This is a genomic window from Pseudomonas sp. zfem002 (genome assembly GCF_032621685.1).
Classification (GTDB): domain Bacteria; phylum Pseudomonadota; class Gammaproteobacteria; order Pseudomonadales; family Pseudomonadaceae; genus Aquipseudomonas; species Aquipseudomonas japonica.
On record NZ_JAVYJH010000009.1, the window covers coordinates 1 to 14796 of the forward strand.

Here is a 14796-nt window from a genome sequence, read left to right on the forward strand (position 1 = left end):
GTCCACCTTGCGTTTCACTACAGTTGTCGTCACTCATTCTGGTCACCGCTTTCAGGTGACTGATTTTGGCCCATGCCGGGCACACTGGGAGCGGGCGTTGCCCGCGATGCGCCGCGCGGGCGGCGCTCGATCTTGAGGGCGCTGCAAGCCTCAAGACAGCCACCTGGCGGCCTTGACGCGACTCCCCGACAAGCCTTCAACGATCTAGATACCCCACACCTATCGCCGCCAAGTCACCTAAACAAACGCATCCGCATAAAAATCCCCCTCCGCCAGCCCACGCTGCGCCACATACTCGCGCCGCGCCGACTCGACCACGATCGGCGCCCCGCAGGCATACACCTCGAAGCCCTTGAGGCTCTGGAAGTCCTCCATCACCTGGCGATGCACGAAGCCGGTCGCGCCCTGCCAGTCGCAGGACTCGCCCGGCTCGGACAGCACCGGGGTATAACGCAGCCACGCCAGCTCCGCCTCCCAGGCCAGCAACTGCTCGTGCCGGTAGAGGTCCTCGCGCCGCCGCCCGCCCCAGTACAGGTACACCGGCCGCCGATTGCCCTGCTCGCGCAGTTGTTCAAGCAACGCCTGGATCGGCGCAAAGCCGGTGCCGCTGGCAAGAAACACCATCGGCGCCTCGCCCTGGCGCAGGAAGAACGAACCGAACGGCCCCTCCATGCGCAGGATCGCCTTCGGCTGCAGGGCGTTGAACACATGCCCGCTGAACACCCCGCCCGGCATGTGGCGGATATGCAGTTCCAGCTGCTGCTCACGCGCAGCGGCGGTCGCCATGGAATAGCTGCGCCGGCTGCCATCCTTGAGCAGCACCTGCACGTACTGCCCAGGGAAATAACCGAAGGTGCTGCCCGGCGCCAGCATCAGGCGCAGCACGGCGACGTCGTGGCTGACCTTGTCGATCGCCGCCACCCGCACGCCCATCTGCTGGATGCCGATCCCACGCAGCTCGGTGACTTCCGGCGCCTCGATCACCAGGTCCGACTGCGCCCGCGCGCAGCAGAACAGCGCCAGCCCCTGGGCGCGCTCGGCTTCGCTGAGCACCTCCAGCGGGCTGTCGGCGTGATCCACCTGGCCACTGAGCAAGCGCCCCTTGCAGCTGCCGCAGGTGCCGGTGCGGCAACTGTGCTTGAGCATCAGGCCATCGGCCAGAGCGGCATCGAGCACCGTCTGCTGCGGGGTGACCGGGCAGCTCAGGCCCACCGGCTCGATGCGCATCTGGAAGCTCATGACGCGCTCCTTGCCGCCAGCAGGTCCAGCGCCACATCGACGATCATGTCTTCCTGCCCGCCAACCATGCGCCGCTTGCCCAGCTCGACGAGGATGTCCACGGTCTTCAGGTCATAACGCTTCGCGGCGATTTCGGCGTGACGCAGGAAGCTGGAGTAGACGCCGGCATAACCCAGCGCCAGCGATTCGCGATCCACCCGCACCGGGCGGTCCTGCAGCGGTCGGACGATGTCGTCGGCGGCGTCCATCAGGGTGTAGAGGTCGGTGCCGTGGTTCCAACCCAGGCGCTCGGCGGCGGCAATGAACACTTCCAGCGGCGCATTGCCCGCCCCCGCGCCCATGCCGGCGAGGCTGGCGTCGATGCGGTCGCAGCCCTCCTCCACCGCGGCGATGGAGTTGGCCACGCCCAGGCTCAGGTTGTGGTGCGCGTGCATGCCAGTCTGGGTCGCGGGGTCGAGCACCGCCTTGAACGCGCGCATGCGCTCGCGGATGTCCTGCATGTTCATCGCGCCACCGGAGTCGGCCATGTAGATGCACTGCGCGCCGTAGCTCTCCATCAATTTGCCCTGCGCCGCCAGCTGCTCGGCCGGGATCATGTGGCTCATCATCAGGAAGCCGACGGTGTCCATGCCCAGCTCGCGGGCGTATTCGATGTGCTGCTTCGACACGTCCGCTTCGGTGCAGTGGGTGGCGACGCGGACCACGCGGGCGCCGGCGTCATAGGCGGCCTTGAGGTCGTGCACCGTGCCGATGCCGGGCAGCAGCAGCGTGGCGATCTTCGCGTGGCTGACCACGTCCGCCACCGCCTCGATGTACTCCAGGTCGGTGTGGCGGCCGAAGCCGTAGTTGAAGCTGGAACCCTGCAGGCCGTCGCCGTGGGCCACTTCGATGGAGTCGACTTTCGCCGCATCCAGCGCCCGGGCGATGTCGCGGGCATTGTCCAGGGTGTACTGGTGGCGCACGGCATGGCTGCCGTCGCGCAGGGTGACGTCGGAGATGTAGATCTTCTTCATGCTCTGTTCCTCAGCCGTCGATCATCGACACGGCCATGCGCTCGGCGGTGGCCATGGCGGCGGACGTCATGATGTCGAGGTTGCCGGCGTAGGCCGGCAGGTAATGGGCGGCGCCTTCGACTTCGAGGAACACCGAGGTCTTCAGGCCGCTGAACAGGCCGAGGCCAGGGATCTTCAGGTCGCTGACGGGCTCGAACTGCACCTTCTGCTTCAGCCGATAACCCGGCACGTAGGCCTGGACCGCCTGGGCCATCTCCTCGATGGAGGCCTCGACCCGGGCCTGGTCCGCGGCCTCGGACAGCACGAACACCGTGTCGCGCATGATCAGCGGCGGCTCCGCCGGGTTCATCACGATGATCGCCTTGCCCTTGGCCGCGCCGCCGATCACCTCGATGGCGCGGGAGGTGGTCTCGGTGAACTCGTCGATATTGGCGCGAGTGCCGGGGCCGGCGGACTTGCTGGCGATCGAGGCGACGATCTCGGCGTAGTGGACCTTCGCTACCCGCGACACCGCAGCCACCATCGGGATGGTCGCCTGGCCGCCGCAGGTGACCATGTTGACGTTGAGCTGGCCGAGGTTCTGCTCCAGGTTCACCACCGGTACGCAGTACGGGCCGATGGCGGCCGGGGTCAGGTCGATCAGGCGGATGCCGGGTTTGATCGAGCGCAGGAAGGCGTCGTTCTTCACATGGGCGCCGGCGCTGGTGGCATCGAAGACGAAATCGATGTCCTGGAACTGTGCCATCCGGGTCAGGCCTGCTACGCCTTCGTGGGTCGTGGCCACGCCCATGCGCGCGGCACGCGCCAGTCCATCGGAGTTCGGGTCGATGCCGACCATCACCGACATTTCCAGGTACTGCGCCTGGCGCAGGATCTTGATCATCAGGTCGGTGCCGATATTGCCGGAGCCGATGATGGCGACTTTGAGTTTTTTCATTGCAGTTCTCTCTTCGTTCACTCGGCGCTGAAGTCCACGGCGACCTGGCCGATGCCATCGATCACCGCTTCGAAACGGTCGCCGGGGGCGACGTTGACCATCGGGCCGAGGGCGCCGGTCAGGATGATGTCGCCCGCCTTCAGCGGGTCGCCCAGGCGGGCCATGGTCCGCGCCAGCCACACCGCGGCATTCAGCGGATGGCCGAGGCACTCGGCACCGCTGCCGGTGGAGACTTCCTCGCCATTGCGGGTCATGCGCATGGCCGCGCCGCGCAGGTCGAGGTCGGCGGCACGACGGGCCGGACCGCCGAGCACGAAGCAGCCGCTGGAGGCGTTGTCGGCCACGGTGTCGGCGAAGCGGATATTCCAGCCGGCGATGCGGCTGCCGACGATTTCCAGGGCCGGCAATACCCAGCCGGTGGCCTCCAGGACCTCGGCGAAGGTGGTGTCGGCGTCAGGCAGGTCGCGGGCCAGGACCAGGGCGATCTCCGCCTCGATCTTCGGCTGCAGCACCCGCCGGAACGGTACGGTTTCGTTGTCGCCATAGGCCATGTCGGCGAACAGGCAGCCGAAGTCCGGCTGGTCGACGCCCAGCTGGGCCTGCACCTTGGGGTTGGTCAGGCCGATCTTGCGACCGACCAGGCGCCGGCCCCGGGCCAGGCCGTGGGCGACGTTCAGGCGCTGGATGGCATAGGCCGCCGCGGCGTTGTTTTCTCCAATCCGCTCGCGCAGCGGGGCAATGGCTTCGCCGGCGGTTTCCGACTCGCGCAGCGCCTCGGCGAGCCGCTCAAGGGATTGATCGAGGGGCATCATGATTGACCTCATCGGGCAGTGAGTTGAACAGGCACGGCGGGAGGCTTTCGGCGCTCCCGCCGGCGATGCGCTAGCGACCCTTGGCACCAAGGAAATCGAGGGTGGCGGCGAGCGTCGCCTCGAGGTTTTCCATCTGCGGGATGTGTCCGGCCGCGGCGATGCTGCAGACCTGGCTGCCACAGATGGCGCTGGCGAACTCGTCGGCGTAGACCGGCGCCACCAGGCGGTCATGCTCGCCCCAGACGATCAGGGTCGGCGCTTCGATGCGGTGCAGGCGCTTGCGCAGGCCGCGATCGGCGATCGGCCAGACGAACTTGCCGGTGCAACCGAGGGCCCAGACCCCCGCGGCCATGGCGGTGACCCTGGCGTCGAGGTCCTCGGGCAGCTCGAACATCTTGCGTGCCACCGCGCAGGACGGGTCGTGGAACAGCAGGGCCGGCATCTGCTGCGCCGGCAGTTCGTTCCAGTTGACCACCGGCGCATCGTCACGCCACAGGCCGATGGCATTGCACAGCACCAGGCGCGACGGCAACTGCGGGAAGACACTGGCCAGCTCGGCGGCGAGCATGCCGCCAAAGCTCTGCCCCAGCAGGACCGGCCGTTCCAGGCCGAGCTTGCGAATCACTTCCTCGTACACCAGCACCACATCGTGCAGATCGTCGAGGTGCTTCACCGCGTACGGATCGTCCGGCGTGGTCCCGGGGAATTCAGGGGCGTAGACGGTGTAGTGCTCGGCCAGGCGATCGAGAAAATCGTCCCACAGCGGTCCTGCCGCCGAATGCAGATAGACCAGCGCCGGACCCTGGCCGGCAACGCGCACGCGCAGGGTGATCCTGTCGCTCCATGCCTTGACCTGAACGTATTGAATCGAGCTCATTGCAGTGACTCCAGAAAGGTGAAAGGGGGGGCTCACAGCGGCTTGCCGCCGAGACGCTCCGGCCACCAGTGGTGCTGGTAGCCCTGCTCGCTCCAGAGCCCGGACAGGTGCGGCTTGACCTCCCTGGCGAACAGCTCGATGTTGTGCCTGGCCAGCTCGGTGGGCATGGAGCCGAACTGCAACATGGCGTGCAGGTTGCCGATGCGGAAATCAGTGGCGAATTCCTTGATCCGCTCGCGCACCGTGGCCGGACTGCCGCAGATGATCGCGCCGCACTCCACCAGCTCCTTGAAGGTGATGTCGCGCATGCGCTCGTAGATGCCGAAGTCCTTGGGATCGCGGTAGATGAACTCCAGGCCGCGGATATCGATGCCGCCCGGCAGGGCCAGGCGGTTCATGCCGATGCCGCCCAGCGACTTGCGGAAGAAGTACTCGGCATGACGGGCATACAGGCGCTCGGCCTCGGCGTCGGTCTCGGCCACCGCGATCATCTGCATGAAGCCGATCTGGTAGGGGTTGACCTCCTTGCCCAGCTCCTCGGCGATCTGCTGGAAGCGGTCGAAGATCCGCCGTCCGGTGACCTTCGGCCCGAACCAGCCGAAGTAGTTGAAGCCGTAGTTGTTCTCGAGGATGAACTTCATGGTGTTCGGGTTGCCGATCGCGGTGATCCACACCGGCGGATGCGGCTTGTCCTGCAGCGGTCGCGGCCACAGGTTGACGTTGGACAGCTGGGTGTACTTGCCATTGAAGGCGAACGGCTCGCGCTCGCGCCAGGCACGCAGGATCAGCTCGAGGTTCTCGTCGAAACGCTCGCGGGTCTCCATCGGCGCCACGCCGTTGTTGGAGTTGGCGTCATACGCCAGGCCGATGGGGAAACCGCAGATCAGCCGGCCGCCGGACATGCAGTCGAGCATCGCCTGCTCTTCGGCCACCCGCAGCGGTTCGCGGGTCTTGCCCAGGGAGCGGCCGAGAGGATAGATCGCGGTTTCCAGCCCTTCCTGCTCGGTCATGTAGGCCACCACCGCCTGGAACAGGTCGGGGTTGGGCATCATGTCGTAGCTGCTCTGGCCGTGTTCGGTGATGGCGATGCCGTCGAAACCGCAACGGGCGGCGAACATCATCTCGTCCAGGGCGTGGCGGAAGTCGTCGCGGATCCCCTGGGCCGTTACCAACTGGTGGTAAGGCGTGGTCACCACCGACTCGTGGTGGCGTTCGAAGTCATCCGGCAACGAGCGATACGGCACTTGCTGGAAATAACTGATTTTCATGGTCAACTCCGTATTTCAGGACAGCGGTCGCTTGCCGCTGTCGAATGGAAAGTCGAAACGTCCTCCCGCGCGCCGTTGTCAGGCGCGCAGGAAGTCCTTCAACAGGGCGGCGAAGCGTTGCGCGTGTTCGATCTGCACCCAGTGCCCGCACTTTCTGAATACGTGCAGTTCGGCGTTCTCCAGCTGGGCGAACAGCTTGTGGCTGTTCTCCACCGGGATGACCTGGTCTTCCTGACCGTGGAGGATCAAGGTCGGGTGCTTGAGGGTCGCCAGTTGTCCGGCCGGGATCGCCAGGCGGTCGATGCCGTTCTGGCGAGGCTCGGGGAACATCGCGGCGAAGGCCTCCTGGAAGCCCGGGCGGATGCTCGCCTCGTAGCGCATCCGTGCCAGGTCGTCGTTGACCAGGTCATGGTTGAAGGCGAACACCTCCAGCAGCGCCTTCATGTTGGCGATCGACGGCTGGTAGCCCCACACCGCGTCCAGGCCCGGGGTAAGGGCAAAGTCGACGCCGACACTGCCCATCAGCACCAGGCGCTTGACCCGCTGCGGATGCTCGACCGCCATGGCCAGGGCCAGGGCGCCGCCGAACGAGTTGCCGACCAGGTTGACCTGCTCAAGGCCGAGTGCATCGAGGAAGTCCACCAGATGCTTGACCCAGACCTCGCGGCCGTAGGTGATCCCGGCGGGACGCTCGGTGTAGCCGAAGCCGACGATGTCCGGGGCGATCACCCGCATCTGCGTGGCCAGTTCCGGCAGCACCAGGCGCCAGTTGGCCCAGGCGGTCACGCCCGGCCCGGAGCCGTGGATGAACAGGGTCGCAAAACCCTCCCCACGGTCGTGATAGTTGGTCGAGATGCCACCGGCATCGATGCTCAGCCCGTGTTCGGGCGAATTGGCAATAGTCATGAAAAGGCCCAACCGTTGGATAAAACCCGCCCGCCACGACAACTGGCGGTCGCGGAACGAATGCTTGTCGGGTAGCGCTCAGGTGTAGTTTTCGAGGAACTCCGGGCGCGGCGTGCCGTCGTGGAAGAAGATGCCGCGCCAGATGTCCTCGGCATGCCAGGTGATGGTCGGCATGTCCGGCTGGGCGAAATAACCCATGCCGGCGAACATCTCGTTGCGGTTGCCACTGGGGTCGAAGAAGTAGGTGGTCTGCCCGCGGGTGATGGCATGCCGCTGCGGAGTCACGTCCACCGGGACCTTGTGCTTGCCGAGGATGTCGGCGCCGCGCAGCACCGCATTCCAGTCCTCCAGATAGAAGGCGATATGGTGCAGCCCGGTGCTGGCGCCGGCGCCCAGGGCCAGGTCATGGGCCTTGGTGCCGCGGAACAGCCAGGTGGCGAACTGGTTCTTGCCCTCGGCGTCGGTCACCACCTGCTCGGCCAGGTGGAAGTCGAGCACCTGCATGAGGAAGCGGGTGGTCTCGACCACGGTATTGATCCCCGCGCCCTCGTCCACCGGGCAGGTCAGCATCACATGATCGAGCCAGTGCACGCCGGCGCCTTGCAGGTCATCGGGCCAGGGGTGCGGGTTGACGCAGCCGACCGCCTTGCCGATGAAGGCCTTGGTCGCATACAGGTACATGCGGTGGCCGCTGGGCAGGTCGAAGGCGATCGAACGGCCGCACTGGTGCAGATGCCCCTCGTCATTCCAGGTCACCGCCACGCCATGGGCGCCGATCTTCTCGGCGAGCACCGCGAGGTCGCTGTCGTGCTCGACCTTGTAGGCGATGTGGTCGAGCCCCGGGCCGGTGCTGGGCGAGAGCACCAGGGAATAGGCATCCCATTCGTCCCAGGCCTTGAGGTAGACACGTCCCTGCGCGTCCCGCGAGGTCTCGCGCAAGCCGATGATGTTCACGTAGTGATGCAGCGCCAGATCGAGGTCGCTGACCTTCAGATCGACATGACCCACTCTGAGAATTCCCATTTCAGCCTCTCTTTTTCTCGGTTGTTGTTTTTTCCTGCGCGCAGGGGTCCCCCGCGGCAACGTGATTGCGCAGTGCAAGCCATCAGGTGTGTGTGCGCCGGGCAGGCCGGCGGCCAGGATTCAGCCGGCGGTTCGGAATACCGCGTACTGCCGGGCGCGGTGGCGCGACGAAGCGCTGCGGGGCGCCGGGCGATAGGCCGCGCAGCCCCATGCACGGCGCGTTGGCCGTGGAAGGACGGGAAGGCAGGTGGTCGTGCTCATTTTCTTGTTCTCCTGGCCACCGCGAAACGGATTTCGCCGTGGCTGAATGATCGCTAGATCAAAACTGATTTAATCATCAGTTACGATTAAGCGATCACATTTACCTTTTGTCAACACCCTTTCGCCACCGCGAAACAAGGACTGGCGCGGGGGAAAAACCTCTGATAGCCTAAAAACTGATGAATCAATCAGTTTTGATGATTCAATCAGACAACAACAATGACCCTGCTCCGCGGCCACTGCCGGGAGCCAAAGGAGGTAAAGATGGACGCCATCAGCTTTCGCGAAGCCATGACCCATCTCGGCGCGGCCGTGAATGTGATTACCACTGGTGGAGAAGCCGGCCTGGGAGGCTTCACCGCCTCCGCTGTGTGCAGCGTGACCGACTCACCGCCGACCCTGCTGTTCTGCATGAACAAGGGCGGCTTCCAGTACGAGCGCTTCGTGCGCAATGGCGTGGCCTGCGTCAACGTGCTGCATGGTCGCCAGGAGGACATCTCGCAGACGTTCAGCGGCGCCCTGAAGATCGGCGTCGAGGAACGCTTCGACGCCGTCGACTGGAGCCTGCTGCAGACCGCCGCCCCGGCCCTCGACGACAGCCTGGTGTCGTTCGACTGCCGCATCGTCAAGGTCAGTGAGGTGGGTACCCACGGCGTGTTCATCTGCGAGGTGCAGGCGGTACGTTTCGGGCCGCACAACGAGAGCCTGATGTACTTCCGCCGGCAGTATCACCGTCTCGCCCAGGCCTGCTGAGAACGCCTGCGCGGATACCATAATCCCGGCTGTCGAGGCATCATGTGTCGATGCGCGCCGCCCGCAGCTTCCTCGCTGCGGGCGGCGCAGAGACGATATGACCGGGGTTTACATGAAGAAACGCGACAACCCGCCTCTGGCGCCAGCCGTCGAGGCCAAGCCGGCAGCGATGCCACGAGGGCTCAAGTCGAAAATGCGCACGCGCAAGAAACTGATCGACTCCGTACAACGCCTGATCGCGGTCAAGGGCTTCGAGCAGATGACCATCGAGGACATCACCAACGGCGCGGACGTCGGCTTCGGCACCTTCTACAACCACTTCCACTCCAAGGAAGACATCGCCACCGCCCTGGTGCTGGAGAAGAACCAGGAGATCGAGGAGATCATCGGCAGCATCAACCAGGCCGAAGCGGACCGGGCGATCTCCATCGCCTACGTGCAGAAACTGTTTCTCACCCAGGCCATCCGCGATGAAATCTGGGGCTGGTTCATCGTGCGTTCGCACAGCAACCACAAGGTCATGAGCGACTCGTTCAACGAGCAGGCCAAGTCGGACATCGCCGCCGGCGTGGCCCAGGGCCGCTTCGACGTGGCCTGCATCGATGCCGCCGCGCAGATCACCATCGCCGGCCTGATCGCCGCCATGCGCAGCCTGCTCGACGGCGCTGCCGCGGCCAGCACGGTCAACAACACCGTCGAATGCTTCATGCGCCTGTATGGCCTGACGCCGGAGGAAGCACGCCGGGTCGCCCAGCTGGAGCTGCCGGCCTACGTCACCGCGCTGTTCGGCGAGGGCGGGCAGGAACGGCCGCCTACCTGATATTTCTGTCAGTTTCGCGGGGCTCGCGGCTCTGTTCCAATGTCGGGGTCGCCCACCCTACAGGAGCAGCGAAAATGGCGGACCCGCACAGCGAAATGGTCGTCAGATGCATCGTCGAGCGCTTGGGGCTCAAGCGACCACCACCGGTTGAGACCAGGTTGATAGACCTGGAAATGGACTCGCTCGACATCGTGGAACTGGTCGTAGACATCGAGAAAGAGCTGAATGTGTTGATCCCCGAGGAGGACGTTGTGGAGGAAATCACCGTCGGCCAGCTCATCGCCACCGTTAAAAACCATGCCTCCGATTCCGCTCAATAGTCGTACCGGTCAACCGCCCGCCGCCGCTCGTTGTCGTCGCGCATGTCGTAGTTGGCGGTGGTCTGGATATTGCTGTGGTGCGCCAGCTTCTGCGCGATGGACAGGTCGTGCTCCTCGATCACCCGGGTGATGAACGAGCGACGGAAGTCGTGGGGCATGATCTTCACCCCGACCTGCTGGCCGCGCTGGCGGGCGATATAGTAGATGGCGTGCTTGGTGATGCGCTCGCGGGTGATATGGCTGCCACGGCGGATGCGGTTGAACAGGAACGGATCGTCCGCCTGCCCCGCCGGCAGCTGTTCGCGGCGCAGCTTGAGCCAGGCATCGAGCTTTTCGAAGGCCCACACCGGCGCGTACTTGACCAGTTGCTTGTTGCCCTTGCCCAGCACCCGCAGGCTGCGTTCGGCGAAATCGACCTGGTCCAGGTCGATGTTGACCGACTCCGACTTGCGCATGCCGGTGCCGTACAGCAGCGCGATCACCGCCGCATCGCGCAGGCCCTGGGGGCGCGGGTCGGCGGCGCAGACGTCCATCAGCTCGCGGATCAGGCTGCGCTTGAGGTTGCGCCCCACCGGCAGGCGGCTGCCCTGCACACCCTTCACTTCACGAATGCGCAGCAGCCGTTCCTGGTCGATCAGGCCCAGGCGCCAGGCTTCGTTCATCACCCCGCGAATGGCGTTGACGTACAGCGAGGTGCTGTTGGGCGCGTAGCCGTCGCCGCGCAGCGCCGCCACCAGGTCGGTGACATGGGCGGGATCGAGGCCGTGCCAGGGCACCTCGAGGATGTCGATGTCGGCGAAACCGAGGCGGTCGGCGGCATCCTGGAGAACGTACTTCATGGTCAACTGGCTGGAAGGTGCCAGTCGGGCGAGGTATTGCGACAGCGGATTGGACAGTGACTCGGGCAAACCTTGGGGTTCCTCGACAGCATGGGTAACCGAAGCGGCGCAGGATGACCGAGCGCGGCGGCAGCGGCAAGCCCCTTCCGGCGGAACGCCGGCGCGCGGGGTAGCGTCTACAGTTGCCTGAACCACCCGCGCACCGAGGTCACATGGCATTCCACAAACTGGCCCGTACCCATCCCCGCCTGAGCATCGCCGCGCTGCTCGGGGTCCTCGGCGGGCTGTTCATCCCCGCTGAGGACAGCGTCCAGCATGTGCTGCTGGGCTGGAACATCGCGGTGTGGATCTACCTGCTGCTGGTGCTGCACCTGACCCTCAAGGCCAGCGCCGACGCGGTCCGGCGCACCGCCGACGTGGAGGACGAGAACGCCGCGCTGGTGCTGTTCGTGGTCAGCATCGCGGCAATCGCCAGCCTCGCCGCGGTGACCCTGCAACTGGTCGGCAGCCAGCACCTGCACGGCCAGGCGCTGCTCCTGCACTACGCCTGCACCGGGCTGACCGTGGCCGGCTCGTGGCTGCTGATCGGCACCATCTTCAGCCTGCACTACGCCCGCCTTTTCTATACCTGCGACGGCAAGGAGCCGCTGCTGCGCTTTGCCGACGGCGAGCGTCAGCCCGACTACTGGGACTTCCACTACTTCTCCTTCACCATCAGCGTCGCGGTGCAGACCTCCGATGTCGGCATCGCCGGCCGCACCATGCGCCGGGTGGTGCTCCTGCATTCGCTGATCGGCTTCCTGTTCAATACGGCGATTCTCGGTTTCACCGTGAACATCGCCGCCGGCCTGCTCAACTGAAACGTTTGCGCTGGAATGACAGGCATTTGCAATCACGCCACTGGTCGGAAAGTCTGGATCCAATAATCGCCGACGACCGCCGGTATTCCGCCGCGGCGTCCCGGGCTGGCGGACGAAAGCGGCGGAGAAAACGTTTGCGCAAAAAACAGCCAGCGGGCGGGAATGTGACAACCGTCATGGAACAGTAAAAAGCAGCGGGAATTATTCCTTTTCCTACAAAGTAATACTGCTATGGTTAGCCTCTGGCCGGAAAAGGCCTACAGATTCATCCGAGGTCATCGTCGCGCGGTACAAGGAGGCCTGCATGAACAAACTTACGTTCCCTGGCGCATGCCAGATGATGCGCTGGCATTTTCACCCTCTGGGCTTCGAAGCGAGCATGGATGCGCCGCGCAGTATGGTCGCCCGCCTCTTCGACCGGGCCACCGGCGAAACCCTGCTGGCGATCGCCGGCATCCCCTGCTCCACCGTCATGGCCGCCCACGATGTGGAGCGGATCATCGAAGCGGTGGAAGACGAACTGGAAGCCTTCCAGCCCTCCTGCGCCATCAGGCGTTCGGCCTGACGCTCAGACGCGCGCCTGGGCCGCCTTCACCCGCTCGATATCCTTGAGAAAACGCTCGGCCGGTACCGGCTGGCCGAGCAGATAGCCCTGCAGCGAATCGCAGCCCAGGCGGGTCAGGAAGTCCTGCTGGCGATCGGTTTCGACCCCCTCGGCAACGATGCGCAGGCCCAGCGCCTGGCCCAGGGCGACGATGGCCGAGACGATCGCGGCATCGTCGCTGTCCTGTTCCAGGTCGCGGACGAATCCACGGTCGATCTTCAACTCGTTGGCTGGCAGGCGCTTGAGGTACATCAGGCTGGAATAGCCGGTGCCGAAGTCGTCGATCGACAGGTCCACGCCCATGTCCGACAGTTGCTGCAGCACGCACAGGCTGGCGTCGGCGTCGCGCATGGCGGTGGTCTCGGTGATTTCCAGGGTCAGGCTGTTGGGCGGCAGGTCGTTGCGCTGCAATGCCGCGGCGACGCTGTCGACCAGCCCGGCATGGCAGAACTGGATGGCCGAGAGGTTCACCGCGATGCGCCAGTCGCTGTAGCCCTGGTCGACCCACTCGCGCATCTGCCGGCAGGCCTCCTCCAGCACCCACTCGCCAATCGGGATGATCAGCCCGGTCTTTTCCGCCAGCACGATGAAACGGTCCGGCAGCAGCAGGCCCATGCTCGGGTGATCCCAGCGCAGCAGGGCTTCGGCGCCGATCGGATGGCGGCCGATGGCGTCGTACTTGGGCTGGTAGAACAGGCGGAACTGCTTCTCTTCCACCGCGGTGCGCAGGTCCTGGAGCAGTTGCAACTGCAGGCGCGCGTTGCTGTTCATCGACACGTCGAAGAAGCTGTAGCCGTTCTTGCCGCCGCTCTTGGCGTGGTACATGGCGGCATCGGCGTTGCGCAGCAGTTCGTGCTGGTCGAGGCCGTTGCCCGGGTAGAGGACGATGCCGATGCTCGCCGAGATCTGCAGGTTCTGCTCGGCCACCTTGAAGGCCCGGGACACCAGGTTGACCTGCTTGGCGGCGACGTTGACCGCGTCGTCCGGGTCGTCCAGTTCCACCAGCAGGACGAATTCGTCGCCGCCGATACGCGCCAGGGTGTCCTGGCTGTGCAGGTGGCCGCGCAGGCGCACGGCCACTTCCTTGAGCAACTGGTCGCCGGTGTGGTGGCCGAAGGCATCGTTGACCGGCTTGAAACCATCCAGGTCGATGAACATCAGGGCGAAGCAGCCGCCCTGCTCCGCCACCTTGCTCATCGCCTGGTCGATGCGGTCGGCCAGCAGGGTGCGGTTGGGCAGCCCGGTGAGGGTGTCGTGCAGGGCCAGTTGGGTCAGTTCCTGGTTGGCCAGGGTCAGCGAACGCGCAAGCTCCGCGGTACGGGCCTCCAGGCGGGCATCCAGTACCGAGGTCAGCAGCGCTACCGCCAGCACCGCCAGGGTGGTGATCAGCACCAGGTAATCGAGGCCGTCACCGCTGAAACCGCTGTCGAAGGCTCCGCAGAAACTGCCCTCGGGGAAATTCGCCGCGGCCATGCCGGTGTAGTGCATGCCGACGATGGCCACGCCCATCAGCACCGCCGCGCCACCGCGCACCTGGCGCACATAGGGGGTATTGCGGCGCAGGCGGAAGGCGATCCACAACGCTGCCATCGAGGCGCCGACGGCGATCAGCAGGGACAGGCCGAACAGCAGCGGGTCGTACTCGATCCCCGGCTGCATGCGCATCGCCGCCATGCCGGTGTAGTGCATGCAGGCGATCCCCGCGCCCATGATCACGGCGCCGAGCAGCAACATGCGCAGCGGCAGGCTGCGCTGGCTGACCAGCCACAGGGCGAACCCCGAGGACAGCACGGCGATGACCAGCGACAACAGGGTCAGGGTGATGTCGTAGCCCAGCTGGATCGGCAGGCTGAAGGCAAGCATGCCGATGAAATGCATCGACCAGATTCCCATGCCCATGGCCAGCGCACCGCCCGCCATCCACAGGCAGGCGGCACGTCCCTTGGCAGTGGCCAGGCGCCCGGTGAGATCGAGGGCGGTATACGAAGCAAGGATCGCCACGCACAGGGAGATCAAGACCAGAGAGGGGGAATAACTGCCGATCAGCATGAAGGAATCCAGGAGGGGTACGACGGGGGCAATGTGCCAGCCCAAAAATCCGATGATTGTACTCAAGCTTTGGCGAAACGCACGGAGTTTCAGTGATGGCCGGATGAAACGACTGCGCGCAGGCGTTCACGGGCCGGCGTGCCAGCGAGGCTGGGCTGCGCGCCCCTGTAGGAGCTGGCTCGCCTGCGAAGGCCTGCAGAGCAGGCCCAATCCAG

The 14796-nt window shown here is 65.2% G+C and carries 15 protein-coding genes; 5 read left to right on the plus strand and 10 right to left on the minus strand.

Annotation, left to right across the window (positions count from 1 at the left end):
• Positions 1 to 237: 237 nt before the first annotated feature.
• The 8 genes from RTI28_RS12115 to RTI28_RS12150 form a co-directional block, all read right to left on the minus strand.
• The gene (locus RTI28_RS12115; protein ID WP_316920665.1) at positions 238 to 1239 is read right to left on the minus strand and encodes a CDP-6-deoxy-delta-3,4-glucoseen reductase; all 1002 of its coding nucleotides are present in this window, start codon (positions 1237 to 1239) and stop codon (positions 238 to 240) included.
• Positions 1236 to 2252, minus strand: a complete 1017-nt coding sequence (gene dmpG / locus RTI28_RS12120) for a 4-hydroxy-2-oxovalerate aldolase (protein ID WP_316920666.1) — start codon at positions 2250 to 2252, stop codon at positions 1236 to 1238. Before dmpG ends, RTI28_RS12115 begins: the two co-directional genes overlap by 4 nt.
• Positions 2253 to 2262: 10 nt before the next feature.
• The gene (locus RTI28_RS12125) at positions 2263 to 3189 is read right to left on the minus strand and encodes an acetaldehyde dehydrogenase (acetylating) (RefSeq protein ID WP_316920667.1); all 927 of its coding nucleotides are present in this window, start codon (positions 3187 to 3189) and stop codon (positions 2263 to 2265) included.
• A gap of 17 nt (positions 3190 to 3206) precedes the next feature.
• The gene (gene mhpD, locus RTI28_RS12130; protein ID WP_316920668.1) at positions 3207 to 4001 is read right to left on the minus strand and encodes a 2-keto-4-pentenoate hydratase; all 795 of its coding nucleotides are present in this window, start codon (positions 3999 to 4001) and stop codon (positions 3207 to 3209) included.
• Positions 4002 to 4071: 70 nt separating this feature from the next.
• Positions 4072 to 4878, minus strand: coding sequence for an alpha/beta hydrolase (locus RTI28_RS12135; protein WP_316920669.1), 807 nt, complete (start codon positions 4876 to 4878; stop codon positions 4072 to 4074).
• A gap of 32 nt (positions 4879 to 4910) precedes the next feature.
• Positions 4911 to 6146: an LLM class flavin-dependent oxidoreductase gene (locus tag RTI28_RS12140; protein WP_316920670.1), complete on the minus strand. Its 1236-nt coding sequence runs from the start codon at positions 6144 to 6146 to the stop codon at positions 4911 to 4913.
• A gap of 78 nt (positions 6147 to 6224) precedes the next feature.
• Positions 6225 to 7052, minus strand: a complete 828-nt coding sequence (locus RTI28_RS12145; RefSeq protein WP_316920671.1) for an alpha/beta fold hydrolase — start codon at positions 7050 to 7052, stop codon at positions 6225 to 6227.
• 78 nt (positions 7053 to 7130) lie between these two features.
• A complete protein-coding gene (locus RTI28_RS12150) occupies positions 7131 to 8075 on the minus strand; it encodes a catechol 2,3-dioxygenase (RefSeq protein ID WP_316920672.1) in 945 nt (314 codons plus the stop codon).
• A gap of 525 nt (positions 8076 to 8600) precedes the next feature.
• On the opposite strand from RTI28_RS12150, the gene RTI28_RS12155 reads away from it, so the two are divergent.
• The 3 genes from RTI28_RS12155 to RTI28_RS12165 all read left to right on the plus strand — a co-directional run bounded on the left by RTI28_RS12155 (position 8601) and on the right by RTI28_RS12165 (position 10229).
• Positions 8601 to 9089 carry a flavin reductase gene (locus tag RTI28_RS12155; RefSeq protein WP_316920673.1) on the plus strand — a complete coding sequence of 163 codons (489 nt, stop codon included), beginning with the start codon at positions 8601 to 8603 and terminating at the stop codon, positions 9087 to 9089.
• A 112-nt stretch (positions 9090 to 9201) separates the two neighbouring features.
• Positions 9202 to 9909, plus strand: a complete 708-nt coding sequence (locus tag RTI28_RS12160) for a TetR/AcrR family transcriptional regulator (protein ID WP_316920674.1) — start codon at positions 9202 to 9204, stop codon at positions 9907 to 9909.
• 74 nt (positions 9910 to 9983) lie between these two features.
• Positions 9984 to 10229: an acyl carrier protein gene (locus RTI28_RS12165; RefSeq protein ID WP_316920675.1), complete on the plus strand. Its 246-nt coding sequence runs from the start codon at positions 9984 to 9986 to the stop codon at positions 10227 to 10229.
• On the opposite strand, the gene xerC is transcribed toward RTI28_RS12165, so the two are convergent.
• Positions 10223 to 11137, minus strand: a complete 915-nt coding sequence (gene xerC / locus RTI28_RS12170) for a tyrosine recombinase XerC (protein ID WP_316920676.1) — start codon at positions 11135 to 11137, stop codon at positions 10223 to 10225. The genes RTI28_RS12165 and xerC overlap by 7 nt on opposite strands.
• Before the next feature lie 143 nt (positions 11138 to 11280).
• On the opposite strand from xerC, the gene RTI28_RS12175 reads away from it, so the two are divergent.
• Positions 11281 to 11928: a DUF1345 domain-containing protein gene (locus RTI28_RS12175; protein ID WP_316920677.1), complete on the plus strand. Its 648-nt coding sequence runs from the start codon at positions 11281 to 11283 to the stop codon at positions 11926 to 11928.
• A 304-nt stretch (positions 11929 to 12232) separates the two neighbouring features.
• Entirely contained in the window at positions 12233 to 12493 is a 261-nt protein-coding gene (locus tag RTI28_RS12180) for a DUF1652 domain-containing protein (protein ID WP_042129824.1), read from the plus strand.
• A 3-nt stretch (positions 12494 to 12496) separates the two neighbouring features.
• On the opposite strand, the gene RTI28_RS12185 is transcribed toward RTI28_RS12180, so the two are convergent.
• Positions 12497 to 14581 carry a putative bifunctional diguanylate cyclase/phosphodiesterase gene (locus RTI28_RS12185; RefSeq protein ID WP_316920678.1) on the minus strand — a complete coding sequence of 695 codons (2085 nt, stop codon included), beginning with the start codon at positions 14579 to 14581 and terminating at the stop codon, positions 12497 to 12499.
• Between the last annotated feature and the right edge of the window lie 215 nt (positions 14582 to 14796).